The following is a 16,384-nucleotide window of genomic DNA, read 5'->3' on the forward strand; positions in this document are numbered from 1 at the left end:
CGGCGCATTCCCTGGGCTGATGCACCCTCAGGCGCCAATAAAATAAGACAACATAGGTCCGACGCACCGCTGTCCGGGGGACGGGTGCCGATAGGCTCGGACTCTCGAAGCGGAGCCCATGGCCGGCCCGGATGGTGGAAAGCAGACACGGCGAGCTTAAACCTCGCTGCCCCTTCGCGGGCGTGCCGGTTCAAGTCCGGCTCCGGGCACCTTCCGTCCTTCTGCGTCGCGCGTCCCCACCGGGGGAGGCGCGGAGCGCGACCGTCCCGGCGCCCGGCTCCGCGGCCGCCGCGGGCAGGCCCGCGCATCCCTTTCCCCTCGGCTTCCCCTCGGCCGGGCGACGGTCTTGTCACGGCGTGCCGTCGTCCGTGGCCGGGAACCCGTCCGACGCGTAGCGTGTGGGTCAGCACGGCAGGGGAAAGATCCTCCTCAAGTATCATGGTCGATCCTTTGCCAATCCATTACTCTTGAGCCAAGGCTGCGCACGGCAGCCATGGAGGAGTGAAATGAGGAGCAGTAACCCGGTCTTCTCGCGCCGGGGGTTCAGCCGTGACAACGGCTACGCCGGCTTCGGCACCGCACCGCAGGCCGGGTACGCGGGCAACCCCTACGCGCAGAACCCGTACGCCCAGAACCCCTACGCGCAGACCGACGTCCAGCAGGGCGCCCCGCCGCACGCCCCGGTCACCACCGACCGGATGACCATGGACGACGTCGTCGTCCGCTCGGCCCTCACGCTCGGCACGGTCGCCGTCGGCGCCGTCCTCGCCTGGGCGCTGCTGCCGGTCTCCACCACCAGCTACGGCCTGGCCGTCGGCTCGGCGCTGGTCGCGTTCGTCCTGGCCATGGTGCAGAGCTTCAAGCGCACCCCGTCGCCCGCGCTGATCCTCGGCTACGCCGCCTTCGAGGGCGTGTTCCTCGGCGTGCTCAGCGAGATGTACAACAGCCGCTGGAGCGGCGCCCCGTTCCAGGCGGTGCTCGGCACCATGGCGGTCTCGGCCGCGACCCTGCTGGTCTACAAGGCCGGCTGGATCCGCGTCACCGCCCGCTACGCCCGCATCGGCATCGCCATCGCGATCGCCTTCATGGTCGTCATGGCGGTCAACCTGCTGCTGGTCGCGTTCGGCGTCGCCGCCGACGGCGGGCTGCGCAGCTTCGGTCCGCTCGGCGCGATCGTCGGCGTCATCGCGATCCTGCTCGGCGCGTTCTTCCTGACCCTCGACTTCAAGCAGATCGAGGACGGCATCGCCTACGGCGCCCCGCGCGAGGAGTCCTGGCTCGCCGCGTTCGGCCTCACCATGACCCTCGTGTGGATCTACGTGGAGATGCTGCGCCTGGTGGCGATCTTCAGCAGCAACGACTGACCCGGCCGGCGGACCCCGCCGGCCGGTACGCGAAGGGCCCCGGACCCGTTCCGGGGCCCTTCGCCGTCTCCCGCGCCGGTGCCGGTGCCGGTGCCGGTGCCGGTGCCGCGGGCTAGAGCAGCTTGCGGGCCGCCCTCCTCAGGTCGTACTCGTGCACGAGCGCCTTCGCGTGGCCGTACGCGAGGTCGTACTCGTGCCGGAGCCAGCTGACCTTCTCCTCGAAACGGAACAGGGCGGGGCCTTCTTCGACGGTGCGCAGCCAGTCGGAGACCTCACGGCCGGTGCAGTGCGGAATGCGGGCGAGGATGTTGCGGTGGGTCTCTTCGGACAAGACATGGGACATCGGCGCCTCCGGACGCAAAGGGGATGTGAGCCGGTCCTTCCCGTCACCGTGCCCGAGCGTGCGCGTATTGGCAACAGTGCGGCGCGTTACGCTCGGCGCGTGGTTGATACGACGCCGTTGAGCCGAGCAGTGGATCACTTCGCCGACCGTCTGCGGGCCGCACCGCAGAGCCGGCTCCAGAGAGGGGCCGCCGCCGAGGCGCTGGCCGCCGCCCGGGAGCTGTCCCGGCGGGCCCAGCTGCTGGAGGAGCCGGGCGCCGAGGTCCGGGAGATGCCGGACGCCGGCATGTTCGCCGCCGCCGACCAGATCCTCGTCGCCGCGCACGACCTCGCGGTGGCGGCGCGGGACGACGAACAGATCGCCGAGGCGGTACGGCTGGTGGAGGAGGCCCGGCAGCGCGCCGGGGTCTGAACGGCGTCAGAAGGAGGCGATGACCCGGTCGGCCAGGATGTAGAGCATGTCCTCGCCGCAGGCGAAGGTCAGGGTGTAGGCGCCGGAGATGCCGGAACCGCCCAGCAGGAACGGGGCCTCGCCCGCTGTCAGGGCCGCCGCCAGCCGTTCGGCCGTCTCACGGTGGCCCGGGGTCATGCACAGGGTGGTGCCGTCGGCGAAGACGTAGACGTCGAGCGTGCCCAGCGGGCCCGGGCGGACGTCGGACAGGGCCACGCGGTCGGCGGCCAGCTGCTCCAGGGCGGCCGCCGTGCGCTCGTGGCCGTCGACCGCCGGGGACTGCACCGGCACGAAGTCCGGGTGCGAGGGGTGACGGCGGCGGGCCGCGGCCAGCTCCGGGGACTCCCCGCCGAACTCGTCGGCGTCCGCGGTCGGCTCCGACACCGGCTCCAGCGGCTCCAGGCCGAGGAAGTCGGCCTGCCGGGGCATGAACAGATCCATCTCGGGCAGACCCAGCAGCGACGGGGCGTCGGAGACGTCACGGGTCTCCTGCGCCGCCCAGAAGGCGCGGGCCTCGGCCAGCTCCCGCTCGCGTTCCTCGGCGAGCGCCTCGGCGACCGCCGCGCGTATCTGGTCGGCGTCCGCGCTGGTGCGGGCGTTCGGCAGCAGGGCGCGTGCGCCCGTCACCTGGGTCCCGGCCAGCTGCCGCTGGAGCTCCGTGAGCTGGCGGCGCAGCTTCAGCACGGTGCGCAGGACGGCGACGCCCACGGCGCCCGTCGCGGCCGTGGTGAGCAGCAGGGCGATCGGCATGGCGCTCACTGACGTACTCCCGGTTCAGACTCGTCCCCCCGACTTCCTACATCAGCTTGAAGGGCGGACTATCCAACTGTCAGTGCGTAACGTCACGAAACGGACAGGAACTTGGCGATGTGACCCGGCGGTGCCACCCCCTGACCGGCTCTGACCTGGGGTGATGACCCCGGCGAGCGAGATAGGTCACATCCTGGGGGAGATTGGATCACGGAAAGGCCCAGAACCTTGGTGTCCCCTCGGTCCCGGGCCCTCACGCGACGTGACGTGCGCGCGCCGTCACGGACGGTGTGTCAGCTGAGGCGCTCGATGACCATCGCCATGCCCTGGCCGCCGCCGACGCACATCGTCTCCAGGCCGAACTGCTTGTCGTGCCACTGGAGGGAGTTGATGAGCGTGCCGGTGATGCGGGCGCCGGTCATGCCGAAGGGGTGGCCGACGGCGATGGCGCCGCCGTTGACGTTCAGCTTGTCCAGGTCGATGCCGAGCTCCTGGTAGGAGGGGATCACCTGGGCGGCGAAGGCCTCGTTGATCTCGACCAGGTCGATGTCGTCGATGGTGAGACCGGCGCGGCGCAGCGCCTGCCGGCTGGCGTCGACCGGGCCGAGCCCCATGATCTCGGGGGAGAGGCCGGAGACGCCGGTGGACACGATCCGGGCGAGCGGCGTCAGGCCCAGCTCGCGCGCCTTGGTGTCGGACATGATGACCAGCGCGGCGGCGCCGTCGTTGAGCGGGCAGCAGTTGCCGGCGGTGACCAGGCCGTCGGGGCGGAAGACGGGCTTGAGGCCCGACACGGCCTCCAGGGTGACGCCGGCGCGCGGGCCGTCGTCCTTGCTGACGACCGTGCCGTCGGGCAGGGTCACCGGGGTGATCTCGCGCTCCCAGAAGCCGTTCTTGATCGCTTCCTCGGCGAGGTTCTGCGAGCGGACGCCGAACTCGTCCATCTCCCGGCGGCTGACGCCCTTGGAGCGGGCGAGGTTCTCGGCGGTCTGGCCCATCGCGATGTACGGGTCGGGCAGCAGGCCGTCCTCGCGCGGGTCGTGCCAGGTGCTGCCCTCCTGCTGGGCGACCTCGACGGTACGGGCCTCGGCGTCGGCGAACAGCGGGTTGTGGGTGCCCGGCATGTCGGAGCTGCCGTTGACGTAGCGGGAGACCATCTCGACACCGGCCGAGATGAACACGTCGCCCTCACCGGCCTTGATGGCGTGCAGCGCCATCCGCGAGGTCTGGAGCGAGGAGGAGCAGTAGCGGGTGACCGTGCAGCCCGGCAGGTGGTCCATGCCCATCTGTACGGCGACGATCCGGCCGAGGTTGTGGCCCTGCTCGCCACCGGGCAGGCCGCAGCCGAGCATCAGGTCGTCGATGTCCTCGGGGTTCAGTTCGGGGACCTTGGCGAGCGCCGCCTGGATGATCGTGGCGGTCAGGTCGTCGGGGCGCAGGTCCTTCAGGGAGCCCTTGTTCGCGCGGCCGATGGGGGAGCGGGCGGTCGAGACGATGACGGCTTCGGGCATCACGGCTCCAGTGGGACGGGACGGGATCGGGCAGGGCCGGTTGGGAAGTTACCCGCCCGTATGGCCCAGGTCACCGGTACGGCGGTGTGACACTGACCGCAATTGTCTAAGCGCTTGCTTGGTCAGTCAACGCCAGCACGCCGACCGGAGGAACAGCCCCACGGCCGGCAGCCACCACGTCCCGGCCGTGCCACTTCAGGGGGCGGGGCGGGCCGGTTCGGCCTCCGGGACCCGGCGGCGGCGCCTGCGCTTGAGGAGGGCCCACGGCCCGCGGGGCCCCGCCGGCATCGCCGCCGTCACCTCCGTGCCGGCCTCCGACGCGGCCTCGGCCGCCGCCCGGGCGACCGGCAGGAACCCCTCGCGGCGCGACGCGTCCGGCCGTTCCTCGTCCGCGGGCCACAGGCCGAGCGTCGCGCACACCGTCGGCAGCACCGCCATCGCGGCCGTCGCGTACCCCTCGGCCGACGGGTGGTAGTTGTCCGGGCCGAACAGCTCCCGCGGGTTCGCCTCGAACTCGGGGCCGAGGAGGTCTCCCAGCGACACCGTGCGGCCCCCCTGTTCCACCGCCCCGATCGTCTGCGCCGCCGCGAGCTGTCGGGAGGCCCGCCGGGCCAGCCAGCGCAGCGGCTGCTGCACCGGCTCGATGGTGCCGAGGTCGGGGCAGGTGCCGACCACCACCTCGGCGCCGGCGGTGCGCAGCCGCCGTACCGCCGCCGACAGGTGCCGTACCGAGCGGGTCGCGGGCATCCGGTGGGTGACGTCGTTCGCCCCGATCATGATCACGCAGACGTCCGGGACCGGGAACAGGGACGACAGCACGAGCGCCACCTGCCGGTCGAGGTCGTCGGACCGGGCCCCGGGCAGCGCCACGTTCCGCAGCTCCACCGGCCGCTCCGCCACCGCCGCCAGGCCCGAGGCCAGCAGCGCCCCCGGTGTCTGGCCGGCCCGGTGCACGCCCTGCCCGGCGGCGGTGGAGTCCCCGAGCATGGTCAGGCGCAGGGGAGGTTCGCCGGGGATGTCGTACGCGTGGCCGTACAACCCGTCGGCCACCGGCACCCGGCCGCTGCCGCCGTTGCCGACGTGGCGTCGGGCCAGCCGCAGTTCGGTCAGCACCAGGCCGACGACCGCCGCGCCGACCAGGCCGACCCCGCCCCCGCCGTACGCCGCTCCGGCCGCGATGCGCCGGGCCACTCTCGCCCTGGACATGCTCGTCATGCGTCGCCGCCACCTCCTCGTAGCCGTACACCCACTCCTTGCCCCGTACAGACGGTCCGCCAATCTCGACGGGGAGTGAACGACTGCCCCGGTTCGTCCGGGGGCCTTAGGCTGGCGGGACCACTTACGACCACATTTTGCGCAAGCAACCGGAGACAACGGTGCGATTCCACGACTCGATGATCAGTCTCGTCGGCAACACCCCGCTGCTGAGGCTCAACAGCGTCACCAAGGGCATCCAGGCGACCGTCCTGGCCAAGGTGGAGTACTTCAACCCGGGCGGTTCCGTGAAGGACCGCATCGCCCTGCGCATGATCGAGGCCGCGGAGCGGAGCGGGGAGCTGAAGCCGGGTGGCACGATCGTCGAGCCGACCAGTGGCAACACCGGTGTCGGGCTGGCCATCGTCGCGCAGCAGAAGGGGTACAAGTGCATCTTCGTGTGCCCCGACAAGGTGAGCACCGACAAGATCAACGTGCTGCGCGCGTACGGCGCCGAGGTCGTGGTGTGCCCGACCGCGGTGGCCCCGGAGCACCCGGACTCGTACTACAACGTCTCCGACCGCCTCGTCCGTGAGACGCCGGGCGCGTGGAAGCCCGACCAGTACTCCAACCCCAACAACCCGCTCTCGCACTATCACTCGACCGGCCCCGAGCTGTGGGAACAGACCGAGGGGAAGATCACCCACTTCGTGGCGGGCGTCGGCACCGGCGGCACGATCTCCGGCACCGGGCGGTACCTGAAGGAGGCCAGCGGTGGCGCGGTCAAGGTGATCGGCGCCGACCCCGAGGGCTCCGTGTACTCGGGCGGCTCCGGGCGGCCGTACCTGGTCGAGGGCGTCGGTGAGGACTTCTGGCCGACCGCCTACGACCGCACCGTCGCGGACGAGATCGTCGCCGTCTCCGACAAGGACTCCTTCCAGATGACCCGCCGGCTGGCCAAGGAGGAGGGCCTGCTGGTGGGCGGCTCCTGCGGCATGGCCGTCGTCGCCGCGTTGGAGGTCGCCCAGCGGCTCGGCCCGGACGACGTCGTGGTCGTCCTGCTGCCGGACAGCGGCCGCGGCTACCTCAGCAAGATCTTCAACGACGAGTGGATGGCCGACTACGGCTTCCTGGAGGACGAGGGCCCGAGCGCCCGCGTCGCCGACGTCCTCAGCGACAAGGCGCACGGCACCATCCCCTCCCTGGTGCACATGCACCCGGAGGAGACCGTCGGCCAGGCCATCGAGGTGCTGCGCGAGTACGGCGTCTCGCAGATGCCGGTCGTCAAGCCGGGCGCCGGCCACCCGGACGTGATGGCCGCCGAGGTCGTCGGCTCGGTGGTGGAGCGCGAGCTGCTGGACGCCCTGTTCAGCCAGCGCGCCTCGCTGGAGGACCCGCTGGAGAAGCACATGTCGGCGCCGCTGCCCCAGGTCGGTTCGGGCGAGCCGGTCGGCGACCTGATGTCGGTGCTCGGCGCGGCCGACGCGGCGATCGTCCTCGTCGAGGGCAAGCCCACCGGTGTGATCAGCCGCCAGGACCTGCTGGCCTTCCTGGCCAAGGGCGGCGCCAAGTAGCACGCCCGGCGCCCCGCGCGCGCCGGCGGGAGGGTTCGCGCAAGTGGTACGCGGGTGTCACGTGCGCGCAGCACCCGCTTAACACGGGCCCGGCACAGTAAGGGGTGTCGGCAGGGGTGGTGGAAGCGCCTCCCGGGCTTCGGGCCCGGGGAGAGGCTTCCCGCCCGGACCGGCACCGAACGGCGCCATGGACCTCCGGAGCGGCTCCCGGACCTCCCTGGACGCCACGGACGCGGGGGCCCGGCCTGACCCGGCCCGCGTCCCTCGCGGGGACCGCCGTCGTCCCGCCCCCCGGCAACGGGGGTGCGGCGGTCCCCGCGACAGACTTCCGCCCGCTCACTGCGCCGGCCCCGGCCCCGGTCCGGGGCCGGTCAGTCGTCGTCGGTGGACCGGTCGCGGCCGGGGAAGAGCCCGGGGTTCAGCCGGACCGCCTGCACCACGTTGACGCCGACGATGCCGAGCCAGACGACCACCATCCCGGGCAGCCCGGTGAGGGAGGCGGAGATCGCGGTCAGCGGGATCGCCAGGACCAGCGTGATCAGGGCGAAGCCGTAGCGCTCGGCCCAGGAGTCGGCCGGTCTCGGCCGTCGGCTGTCCCGCGCCGCCGCCATGTCCTGCTCGGCCAGCCTGCGCCGCACCCGGCGGTCCACCGCGTCGTCGATCCGCTGTTCGACCTTCTCCAGGAAGGAGTCGACCAGTACGGAGTCGTAGTCGTCGCCCAGCTCCCTGCGGGCCCGCACCGTGGCGGCGAGGTCCTTCCCGAGGTCGGTGCCTCGCGGATCGAGTGTGTCCATGCGGGTCAGCCTAGGGAGCGTCGGCCTGTGCCGCACTGGGGCTAGCCCCCGGTCCGGACCCCCGCGATGTATAACGGTATGCAGTGGCACGCATTCTGAATAAGCGGCTGGTGTGTGTCCGTGCCCCGGCGCTGTACTCTCCCGGGGCGTCGAGGACTCGCGAGGGGGAGTACGTCATGAGTGCGACCGACAGCCCGGCCAACCGGTTGCAGGCGCTCTTCGAGGGCCACCGGCTCACGCCGACCCAGCGCCGCATCGCGCACAGCATGGTGCGCCGGGCCGCCGACGTGCCCTTCCTGTCCAGCGTGGAACTGGCCGACCTGGCCGGGGTCAGCCAGCCGTCGGTGACCCGGTTCGCGGTCGCCCTCGGCTTCGACGGCTATCCGGCGCTGCGCAGGCACCTGCGCGAGGTCGTGCCCGCCGAACCGGTCTCCGGGGCCGGCGCCTTCAACGAGTACCAGCAGGCCGTCGAGGCCGAGATCGAGAACCTCCGGCACCTCGCCGAACTGCTCGCCGACCCGGGCCCGGTGCAGCGGGCCGGCCGGATACTGGCGGCGTCCCGCCCGCTGCCGGTGCTCGGACTGCGCGCCGCCGCCTCCCAGGCCTACGGCTTCGCCTACTTCGCCGCCAAGGTGCACCCGGACGTCCGGCTGCTCCACGAGGGCGGCACCATGATCCAGGACCGTGTCGACGCCGCCGTCCGCGCCGGCGCCACCGCCCTGCTGTGCTTCGCGCTGCCCCGGCACCCCCGTGAGGTCGTGGACACCCTCGCCTACGCCCGGGACGCGGGCCTGACCGTCGTCACCGTCGCCGACTCCGCGTTCGCGCCCGTCGCGAAATACTCCGACCTGCTGCTGCCCGCCGCCGTCGGCACCGGGCTGGCCTTCGACACCGCGTGCGCGCCGATGCTGCTGGGCCGGGTGCTGCTGGAGGCGGTCTGCGACGGCCTGCCGGACGCCCAGGCCCGCCTGGAGGAGTTCGACGCGGGCGCGGCTGCCCGCGGGCTGTTCGTGGAGTGAGGACCGCGGACGGCCTCTCTCAGACTCGTCTCACTTTCTGCCGTTAGCTTCCCTGGACGACACAGGCGCTCACTGCAACGTGACACGGGAGGCTGACGTGGCGCGCGGAGGACAGGGACTGGCCCGGGTGGCCGTCGTCGTACGGGCGGGGGCCGCTCCGCTCTGGTGGACCGGTGCGCTCGCCGCGGGGATCGGCGCCGTACCGCAGGGACTGACCGGACGCCGGATCGGCGTCCTCGCCGGGGCGGCGCTCTTCCTGCTCGGCGCGGCCGGTGTGGCGCTCGCCCGCCGGGGCCGCTACGCCGCCCTCGCCCGCGGCGCGGTCCGCGCCGGCAAGTACGACGTCCTGCGGGACCGGGCGGTGACCGCGCGCGACTGGCGCCGGGGGCACCGCTGGTGGCTGTTGCTCGGCGGTGCCGCCGCCGTCGGCTCCGCCTTCGCGGTGCCCGTGGCCGGCGGCCTGCTGCTGGCCGGGCTCGGTACCGGGCTGTGGCTGAAGGCCGCGTGGCTCGGGCGGCTGGAGCGGACCGGGCAGACGCTGCTGTGGGTGCGCGTCGACTGGCTCGACCGGTACGGCGGACGCCCGGCCGGCAAGGGCGTCAAGGGGCTGCGGGGCACGGGCGTGGCGGCCGGCGACGCGGCCCCGGGCGGGGCCCGCCGCCGTACCGCGGCACCGGTCTGAGCCGCCGTCAGACCTCCAGCTCCTCCTCGATCCGCTTCAGCTGGTGCCGGGCCATCGCCAGGTTGGCCCGGCCCGAGTCGAGGACCAGGTAGAGGAAGAGGCCGTTGCCGCCGCGGCTGTTGAGCAGGCGGATCAGGTGGTACTGGTCCGACAGGGTGATGAGGATGTCCTCGATGCCGCCCTTGAGGCCCAGCATCTCCATCGTGCGCATCTTGGCGCGGATCACGTCGGTGTTGCCGGCGGCGGCCACGTTCAGGTCGAAGGTCTTGCTGCCGCCCATCGTGCCCAGCGCCATCCCGCTGGTGTAGTCGACGAGCGCGACGCCGGTGGCGCCCTCGATGGAGGTCAGCGCCTCTTTCAGCGCGGTCTCGGTGTTGGCCATGGTGAGTCCTCTCGGATCGTTCAGCTGTCGGTTGCGGTGCGCGTCTCGGCGCTCGTGGGGCGGGGGGTCGGGCGGGCGCGGGCCGGGGGCACGGAGCTGACGGCGCCGGGCGGCCGGCGGGCCGGGCGGGCGGCCCGGGCCGCGGCCTCGGCGGCGTCGAGCAGCTCCCCGACGCGCGCTCCGGACCGGCGGCCCTCCAGGTGCAGCCGGCCGACGTTGACCCGGTCCTGGGCGAGCAGGGTCAGCACGGCGGTGCGGCCGGCCGCGTAGGTGGCGACGTAGCCCCGTTCGCCGCGCACCAGCAGCTCGCGGAAGCCGCCGTGCCCGGTGGTGTCGGTGACCCGGACGGCGACGCCGAGCGCGGCCGCGGTGAGCGCCGACAGGCCCTCCGGGTCGACCCCGGGGGTGTCGTGGGCGACGACGAGACCGTCGACGCCGGCCGCCAGGGCGCCGGTGAGCTGGGGCACCCGGGTGCGCAGCCGGTGCAGTTCCTCCAGGACGGCGCGGAGGTCCTCCTCGGACACCATCAGCTCTCTCCTCTCGGCGGGGCGGTGCCGTTCAAAGTGCCTCCAGCGCATCCCTGAGCCTCTTCAGCAGCGCGATGTCGGGGTCGGTGACCGGCGGCGGGGGCGGCGGGGCGGGCCGTGCGCCCCCGGGGACCGCCGGGACCACGTGGCCGGCCGCCGCGAGCCGGCGTACGTCGACGAGCGTGTGGAAGGCCTGCCGCCCCAGGTTCCGGGCGATCTCGACGGCCGAGCGGACGCCGTCCACGCGGTCCAGGACCGCCCGCTGCCGGGGCGTGAGCGGGGCGGCCGCGGCCGGGTCGGCGCGGAGCAGGGGGGTGCCGTCGACGGCCGGGTCGGGCCAGAGGCGGTGCAGCAGCAGGCGGCGGCGCAGCGTCTCGCGTTCCAGCGCGACGACCGGGACGGAGGGCAGCGGGCCGGGTCTGGGGGTGCTTTCGTAGCGGAACCGGCCGGGGGTGCCGCTCGGGGCCAGCGCGAAGTACCCGGCGTCGTACAGGGCGTCCAGGTGGCACAGTTCCAGCGCGCCCGCGGGCAGCAGCCCGGATTCGAGCAGGAGTCCGGCGGCCTGCGGGGGACCCGGGGTGCGGGCGGCGGCCCACTGCCAGGCGGTGGTGGCGAGGGTGCCGTGGGCGGTGAGGAGCACGTCGAGACCGGGGGCGAGGGGGCTCTCGGCGTGCACCACCCGGCCCTCGGCGAGGTACAGGGTCCCGTACTCGCGGAGCAGGACGCCGGTGGCGCGCTCCTCGGCCAGCCGGGTCAGCATCGGCGACAGCGCGCGCGGGCCGGTGGTGTCCCGCACCGGCAGGGGCGGGGGTGGTGTCCGGACCATGGTCATCCGAGCACCAGCCGGGCGGCCATCTCGCCGAGCCTGATCCGGGCGAGCGCGAGGTTGCCCTCCTCCCGGCCGAGCCACAGGTGCAGGAAGACGCTGCTGTCGAAGGACGTGTCCAGGAAGCGCAGCAGGTGGTAGCTGTCACCGTTGCTGATGATCACGTCCTCCACGGGGAGCAGGTCGTCCCCGCGCGCCGCGAAGGTGCCGTGCTCGGTGGCCATGCGGGCCAGTTCGGCGGCCTCGGCGGCGGTCGTCTCGTGGTCGCCGCCGGGTGCCTCCCCGACGGTCCCTAGGGCCAGTCCGCTGGTCCAGTCCACCAGCGCGGCTCCCCGGGCACCCGGTAACCGCATCGCTTCCAGCAGGCACTCGTCGATTCCGGGCACCGTGGCTCCCCTCCCGCCTGTGACTCCGGCTGAGTGACAGAGACACTACGCAACGTGTGTGCGGGAGGTGATGCGTTTGGCATTTTCCGCTGGAACATGCGCGGGGCGCACTAGCGTGGGTCGGTTGACCTCTGTGACGCAGGAGTCGATCACCGGCGGTGGGGGGCCTGTCAACGGCGCACGGGCGCTCGGAAGGTGGTGCGGGCGAAGGCGTGCGCCCCCACGGCGACTCCGCCACCCCGGGGAGCCGGCGCCCCCGATGTATTGACTAGCTCTATTCAGGCAGACAGGATGTGAATAGACGTAGGCACCGGAGGAGGCAGACGATGTCGGGACCCCGCCCCGTACGAGCACCGCGCGGCACGGAACTGAGCACGCTGGGATGGCAGCAGGAGGCCGCCCTGCGCATGCTCCAGAACAACCTCGACCCCGAGGTCGCCGAGCACCCCGACAAGCTCGTCGTCTACGGCGGCACCGGCAAGGCCGCCCGCGACTGGCGCTCCTTCGACGCCATGGTGCGCACCCTGCGCACGCTCAAGCAGGACGAGACCATGCTGGTCCAGTCCGGCCGCCCGGTCGGCGTGATGCAGACCCACGAGTGGGCCCCGCGCGTCCTCATCGCCAACTCCAACCTCGTCGGCGACTGGGCCAACTGGGAGGAGTTCCGCCGCCTGGAGGCCCTCGGCCTGACCATGTACGGCCAGATGACCGCCGGCTCCTGGATCTACATCGGCACCCAGGGCATCCTCCAGGGCACCTACGAGACCTTCGCCGCCGTCGCCGCGAAGAAGTTCGGCGGCACCCTCGCCGGGACCATCACCCTCACGGCCGGTCTCGGCGGCATGGGCGGCGCCCAGCCCCTCGCCGTGACCATGAACGACGGCGTCGCGATCTGCGTCGACTGCGACCCGCGCGCCATCGAGCGCCGCATCGAGCACCGCTACCTCGACGTCCGGGCCGACAGCCTCGACCACGCGCTCCAGCTGGCCGTCGAGGCCCGTGACGCCCGCCGCCCGCTGTCCATCGGCGTCCTCGGCAACGCGGCCGAACTGGTCCCGCAGCTCCTCGCCATGGACGCGCCCATCGACATCGTCACCGACCAGACCTCCGCCCACGACCCGCTGGCCTACCTGCCCGCCGGCATCGCCTTCGAGGACATGGCCGACGCCGCCGCCAAGGACCCGGCCGGCTTCACCACCCGGGCCCGCGAGTCGATGGCCCGCCACGTCGAGGCCATGGTCGGCTTCATGGACGCCGGCGCCGAGGTCTTCGACTACGGCAACTCCATCCGCGGCGAGGCCCGGCTCGCCGGCTACGACCGCGCCTTCGCCTTCCCCGGCTTCGTCCCCGCCTACATCCGGCCCCTGTTCTGCGAGGGCAAGGGCCCCTTCCGCTGGGCCGCCCTCTCCGGCGACCCCGCCGACATCGCCAAGACCGACAAGGCGCTCCTGGAGCTGTTCCCGGAGAACGAGTCCCTGGCCCGCTGGATCAAGATGGCCGGCGAGCGCGTCCACTTCCAGGGCCTGCCCGCCCGTATCTGCTGGCTCGGCTACGGCGAGCGCGACAAGGCCGGCGAGCGCTTCAACGACATGGTGGCGAGCGGCGAACTGGCCGCCCCGCTGGCCATCGGCCGCGACCACCTGGACTGCGGCTCCGTCGCCTCCCCCTACCGCGAGACCGAGGCCATGCTCGACGGCTCCGACGCCATCGCCGACTGGCCGCTGCTGAACGCCATGGTCAACGTCGCCTCGGGCGCCTCCTGGGTCTCCCTCCACCACGGCGGCGGCGTGGGCATGGGCCGGTCCATCCACGCCGGGCAGGTCACCGTGGCCGACGGCACGAAGCTGGGCGGCGAGAAGATCCGCCGCGTCCTCACCAACGACCCGGGCATGGGCGTCATCCGGCACGTGGACGCCGGGTACGACATCGCCGAGTCGGTGGCCGCCGAGCGCGGCGTCCGGGTGCCGATGCGCGAGGGTGACGAGGCGTGACCCAGCGCTCTGCCGAGCCGGTCGTGGGCAGCTCCTTCCACGAGATGTGGGCGGAGCTGCTCCCCGTCGGCCGAGACCCCGGCTCCCGGGGCTACCGCCGCTACGCCTGGACCGGCGCCGACGCCGACTGCCGGGCCTGGTTCCAGGAGCAGGCCCGCGCCCGGGGGCTGACCCACGAGGTCGACCGGAACGGCAACCAGTGGGCCTGGCTGGGCGATCCGGCAGCCGGGGACGCCGTCGTCACCGGCTCGCACCTGGACTCGGTACCGGACGGCGGCGCCTTCGACGGGCCCCTCGGCGTGGTGTCCTCCTTCGCCGCCCTGGACGAACTGCGCCGCAAGGGCGTCGAGTTCACCCGGCCGCTGGCCGTCGTCAACTTCGGGGACGAGGAGGGCGCCCGGTTCGGGCTCGCCTGCGTCGGCTCCCGGCTGACCGCCGGGCAACTGACCGTCGAGCAGGCCCACCGGCTCACCGACGGCGACGGGGTCAGCCTGCCGCGCGCCATGGAGGCCGCCGGGTACGACCCCGACGCCATCGGCGCCGACCCCGAGCGGCTGGCCCGCATCGGCGCCTTCGTCGAACTCCACGTCGAACAGGGCCGCGCGCTGGACCTGTCCGGCGACCCGGTCGGCATCGCCAGCGCCATCTGGCCGCACGGCCGCTGGCGGTTCGACTTCCGCGGTGAGGCCAACCACGCCGGCACCACCCGGCTGGCCGACCGCCGCGACCCGATGCAGTCCTACGCCGAGACCGTGCTCGCCGCCCGCCGCGAGGCGGAACTCGCCGGCGCCGTCGCCACCTTCGGCAAGATCTCCGTCGAACCGAACGGCGTCAACGCCATCCCCTCGCTGGTGCGCGGCTGGCTCGACTCCCGCGCCGCCGACCAGGAGACCCTGGACACGGTCGTCGGGGGAGTGGAGAAGGCCGCCCGCGAGTACGCCGCCGCGCACGGCGTCGACCTCGACGTCGTCCGGGAGTCCTTCACCCCGGTCGTCGAGTTCGACCACGCCCTGCGGGACGAGCTCGGCCGCATCCTGGGCCGGGACACCGGCCTGACGGTGCCCGTCCTCGGAACCGGCGCCGGACACGACGCCGGAATCCTGTCCGGGAGCATCCCGACCGCCATGCTGTTCGTGCGCAACCCCACCGGTGTCTCGCACTCCCCGGCCGAGAACGCGGCCGAGGACGACTGCGTGGCCGGGGTGCGCGCACTCGCCGACGTACTGGAAGGACTGGCCTGCCGGTGACCGAGGGAACCTACTGGCTGGAGCACGCCTGGCTGGGCGACCGGGTCGAACCGGGCGTGACGGTCGAGGTGGCGCGGGGCCGCGTCACCGCCGTCCGCACCGCGACCCCCGCCCCGCCGCCCGGCGCCGAGGTGCTGCGCGGGCTGACCCTGCCCGGCCTGGCCAACGCCCACAGCCACGCATTCCACCGGGCCCTGCGCGGCACCGTCCAGGTCGGCAGCGGCACCTTCTGGACGTGGCGCGAGGTGATGTACTCCGTCGCCGACCGGTTGACCCCGGACACCTACCACGCCCTGGCCCGCGCGGTGTACGCCGAGATGGCCCTCGCCGGCATCACCTGCGTCGGCGAGTTCCACTACGTGCACCACGCGCCCGGCGGCACCCCCTACGCCGACCCCAACGCCATGGGCGAGGCGCTGATCGCCGCCGCCGGCGAGGCCGGCATCCGCATCACCCTCCTCGACACCTGCTACCTCTCCGCCGGTTTCGGGCAGCCGCCCGGCCACCACCAGCTGCGCTTCTCCGACGGTGACGCGGAGGCCTGGGCGGCGCGCTGCGCGGAGCTCCGGGAGCGCGACCACGCCCGGATCGGGGCGGCGGTCCACTCCGTACGGGCCGTGCCCGCCGGGCAGCTGGCGACCGTGGCACGGTGGGCCGAGGAGCGCCGCTCCCCGCTGCACGTGCACCTGTCGGAGCAGACCGCCGAGAACGACGCCTGTCTGGCCGCCCACGGCCGCACGCCCACCCGGCTGCTCGCCGACCACGGCGTGCTCGGGCCGCGCACCACCGGCGTGCACAACACCCACCTCACCGACGAGGACATCGCCCTGCTCGGCGGCTCGGGCACCGGCACCTGCATGTGCCCCACCACCGAACGCGACCTGGCCGACGGCATCGGCCCGGCCGCCGCGCTCCAGCGGGCCGGCTCCCCGCTCTCCCTCGGCTCCGACAGCCACGCCGTCATCGACCTGCTCGAAGAGGCGCGCGCGATGGAGCTGGACGAGCGGCTGCGCACCCGCACCCGGGGCCACTGGACCGCCGCGGCACTGCTGCGGGCCGCCACCGCCGACGGCCACGCCGCCCTGGGCTGGGCCGACGCCGGCACCATCGAGCCCGGCGCGCTCGCCGACCTGACGACGATCGCCCTGGACTCGGTCAGGACGGCCGGACCGCCGCCCAGGCTCGGCGCCGAGACGGCCGTCTTCGCGGCGGGCGCGGCGGACGTACGGCACACGGTCGTGGGCGGCCGGCACGTCGTACGCAACGGCGCGCACACGCTCGTACCGGACGTGCCGCGGGCGCTGGCCGCCGCCGTCGAAGCCCTGCGCGGCTGAGGACCGCCGA

The 16,384-nt window shown here is 73.4% G+C and carries 17 protein-coding genes and 1 tRNA gene; 9 read left to right on the forward strand and 9 right to left on the reverse strand.

Annotated elements, in window-relative coordinates; genetic code table 11:
* The first annotated feature begins 125 nt into the window (after positions 1 to 125).
* Positions 126 to 209: transfer RNA gene (locus ACIQVT_RS15955), tRNA-Leu, on the forward strand.
* Between the two features lie 297 nt (positions 210 to 506).
* Positions 507 to 1,364: a Bax inhibitor-1/YccA family protein gene (locus ACIQVT_RS15960; RefSeq protein ID WP_403752790.1), complete on the forward strand. Its 858-nt coding sequence runs from the start codon at positions 507 to 509 to the stop codon at positions 1,362 to 1,364.
* Positions 1,365 to 1,476: 112 nt separating this feature from the next.
* On the opposite strand, the gene ACIQVT_RS15965 is transcribed toward ACIQVT_RS15960, so the two are convergent.
* Positions 1,477 to 1,707 carry a DUF4287 domain-containing protein gene (locus ACIQVT_RS15965; RefSeq protein ID WP_356817497.1) on the reverse strand — a complete coding sequence of 77 codons (231 nt, stop codon included), beginning with the start codon at positions 1,705 to 1,707 and terminating at the stop codon, positions 1,477 to 1,479.
* 99 nt (positions 1,708 to 1,806) lie between these two features.
* On the opposite strand from ACIQVT_RS15965, the gene ACIQVT_RS15970 reads away from it, so the two are divergent.
* Positions 1,807 to 2,118: a hypothetical protein gene (locus ACIQVT_RS15970; RefSeq protein ID WP_403752794.1), complete on the forward strand. Its 312-nt coding sequence runs from the start codon at positions 1,807 to 1,809 to the stop codon at positions 2,116 to 2,118.
* Between the two features lie 6 nt (positions 2,119 to 2,124).
* Here ACIQVT_RS15970 and ACIQVT_RS15975 read toward each other — a convergent pair whose 3' ends face one another.
* The 3 genes from ACIQVT_RS15975 to ACIQVT_RS15985 form a co-directional block, all read right to left on the reverse strand.
* On the reverse strand, positions 2,125 to 2,907 hold the full coding sequence (locus tag ACIQVT_RS15975; protein WP_403753001.1) for a hypothetical protein: 783 nt from the start codon (positions 2,905 to 2,907) through the stop codon (positions 2,125 to 2,127).
* A 293-nt stretch (positions 2,908 to 3,200) separates the two neighbouring features.
* The gene (locus tag ACIQVT_RS15980) at positions 3,201 to 4,418 is read right to left on the reverse strand and encodes an acetyl-CoA C-acetyltransferase (protein ID WP_403752797.1); all 1,218 of its coding nucleotides are present in this window, start codon (positions 4,416 to 4,418) and stop codon (positions 3,201 to 3,203) included.
* Between the two features lie 195 nt (positions 4,419 to 4,613).
* Complete coding sequence (locus ACIQVT_RS15985) at positions 4,614 to 5,633, reverse strand: SGNH/GDSL hydrolase family protein (protein ID WP_403752800.1); 1,020 nt, start codon at positions 5,631 to 5,633, stop codon at positions 4,614 to 4,616.
* Positions 5,634 to 5,794: 161 nt separating this feature from the next.
* On the opposite strand from ACIQVT_RS15985, the gene ACIQVT_RS15990 reads away from it, so the two are divergent.
* Positions 5,795 to 7,186, forward strand: a complete 1,392-nt coding sequence (locus ACIQVT_RS15990; RefSeq protein ID WP_403752804.1) for a cystathionine beta-synthase — start codon at positions 5,795 to 5,797, stop codon at positions 7,184 to 7,186.
* A gap of 371 nt (positions 7,187 to 7,557) precedes the next feature.
* On the opposite strand, the gene ACIQVT_RS15995 is transcribed toward ACIQVT_RS15990, so the two are convergent.
* The gene (locus ACIQVT_RS15995; protein ID WP_403752807.1) at positions 7,558 to 7,980 is read right to left on the reverse strand and encodes a hypothetical protein; all 423 of its coding nucleotides are present in this window, start codon (positions 7,978 to 7,980) and stop codon (positions 7,558 to 7,560) included.
* A gap of 176 nt (positions 7,981 to 8,156) precedes the next feature.
* Between ACIQVT_RS15995 and ACIQVT_RS16000 the strand changes: the two genes are divergently transcribed.
* Together ACIQVT_RS16000 and ACIQVT_RS16005 are read left to right on the forward strand one after the other, a co-directional pair.
* Positions 8,157 to 8,999, forward strand: a complete 843-nt coding sequence (locus tag ACIQVT_RS16000; protein ID WP_403752810.1) for a MurR/RpiR family transcriptional regulator — start codon at positions 8,157 to 8,159, stop codon at positions 8,997 to 8,999.
* Between the two features lie 97 nt (positions 9,000 to 9,096).
* Positions 9,097 to 9,681, forward strand: a complete 585-nt coding sequence (locus ACIQVT_RS16005) for a hypothetical protein (RefSeq protein ID WP_403752813.1) — start codon at positions 9,097 to 9,099, stop codon at positions 9,679 to 9,681.
* Positions 9,682 to 9,688: 7 nt separating this feature from the next.
* On the opposite strand, the gene ACIQVT_RS16010 is transcribed toward ACIQVT_RS16005, so the two are convergent.
* Genes ACIQVT_RS16010 through ACIQVT_RS16025 form a run of 4 tightly spaced genes read right to left on the reverse strand, consistent with a single transcriptional unit; the run spans position 9,689 to position 11,802 of the window.
* Positions 9,689 to 10,063 carry a hypothetical protein gene (locus tag ACIQVT_RS16010; protein ID WP_121788412.1) on the reverse strand — a complete coding sequence of 125 codons (375 nt, stop codon included), beginning with the start codon at positions 10,061 to 10,063 and terminating at the stop codon, positions 9,689 to 9,691.
* Positions 10,064 to 10,083: 20 nt separating this feature from the next.
* On the reverse strand, positions 10,084 to 10,590 hold the full coding sequence (locus tag ACIQVT_RS16015; RefSeq protein WP_403752817.1) for a roadblock/LC7 domain-containing protein: 507 nt from the start codon (positions 10,588 to 10,590) through the stop codon (positions 10,084 to 10,086).
* Between the two features lie 31 nt (positions 10,591 to 10,621).
* A complete protein-coding gene (locus ACIQVT_RS16020) occupies positions 10,622 to 11,422 on the reverse strand; it encodes a transcriptional regulator (protein ID WP_403752820.1) in 801 nt (266 codons plus the stop codon).
* A complete protein-coding gene (locus tag ACIQVT_RS16025; RefSeq protein WP_121788415.1) occupies positions 11,419 to 11,802 on the reverse strand; it encodes a hypothetical protein in 384 nt (127 codons plus the stop codon). The genes ACIQVT_RS16020 and ACIQVT_RS16025 overlap by 4 nt, the downstream gene beginning before the upstream one ends.
* Positions 11,803 to 12,128: 326 nt before the next feature.
* On the opposite strand from ACIQVT_RS16025, the gene hutU reads away from it, so the two are divergent.
* Genes hutU through ACIQVT_RS16040 form a run of 3 tightly spaced genes read left to right on the forward strand, consistent with a single transcriptional unit; the run spans position 12,129 to position 16,374 of the window.
* Positions 12,129 to 13,793: a urocanate hydratase gene (hutU, locus tag ACIQVT_RS16030; protein WP_403752824.1), complete on the forward strand. Its 1,665-nt coding sequence runs from the start codon at positions 12,129 to 12,131 to the stop codon at positions 13,791 to 13,793.
* Positions 13,794 to 13,837: 44 nt separating this feature from the next.
* Positions 13,838 to 15,040, forward strand: a complete 1,203-nt coding sequence (locus ACIQVT_RS16035; protein WP_403753004.1) for an allantoate amidohydrolase — start codon at positions 13,838 to 13,840, stop codon at positions 15,038 to 15,040.
* Positions 15,037 to 16,374, forward strand: coding sequence for a formimidoylglutamate deiminase (locus ACIQVT_RS16040; RefSeq protein WP_403752827.1), 1,338 nt, complete (start codon positions 15,037 to 15,039; stop codon positions 16,372 to 16,374). Before ACIQVT_RS16035 ends, ACIQVT_RS16040 begins: the two co-directional genes overlap by 4 nt.
* Positions 16,375 to 16,384: the final 10 nt, after the last annotated feature.

This window comes from Streptomyces sp. NPDC100445 (assembly GCF_044759735.1).
In the GTDB taxonomy this organism is placed as follows: Bacteria; Actinomycetota; Actinomycetes; order Streptomycetales; family Streptomycetaceae; genus Streptomyces.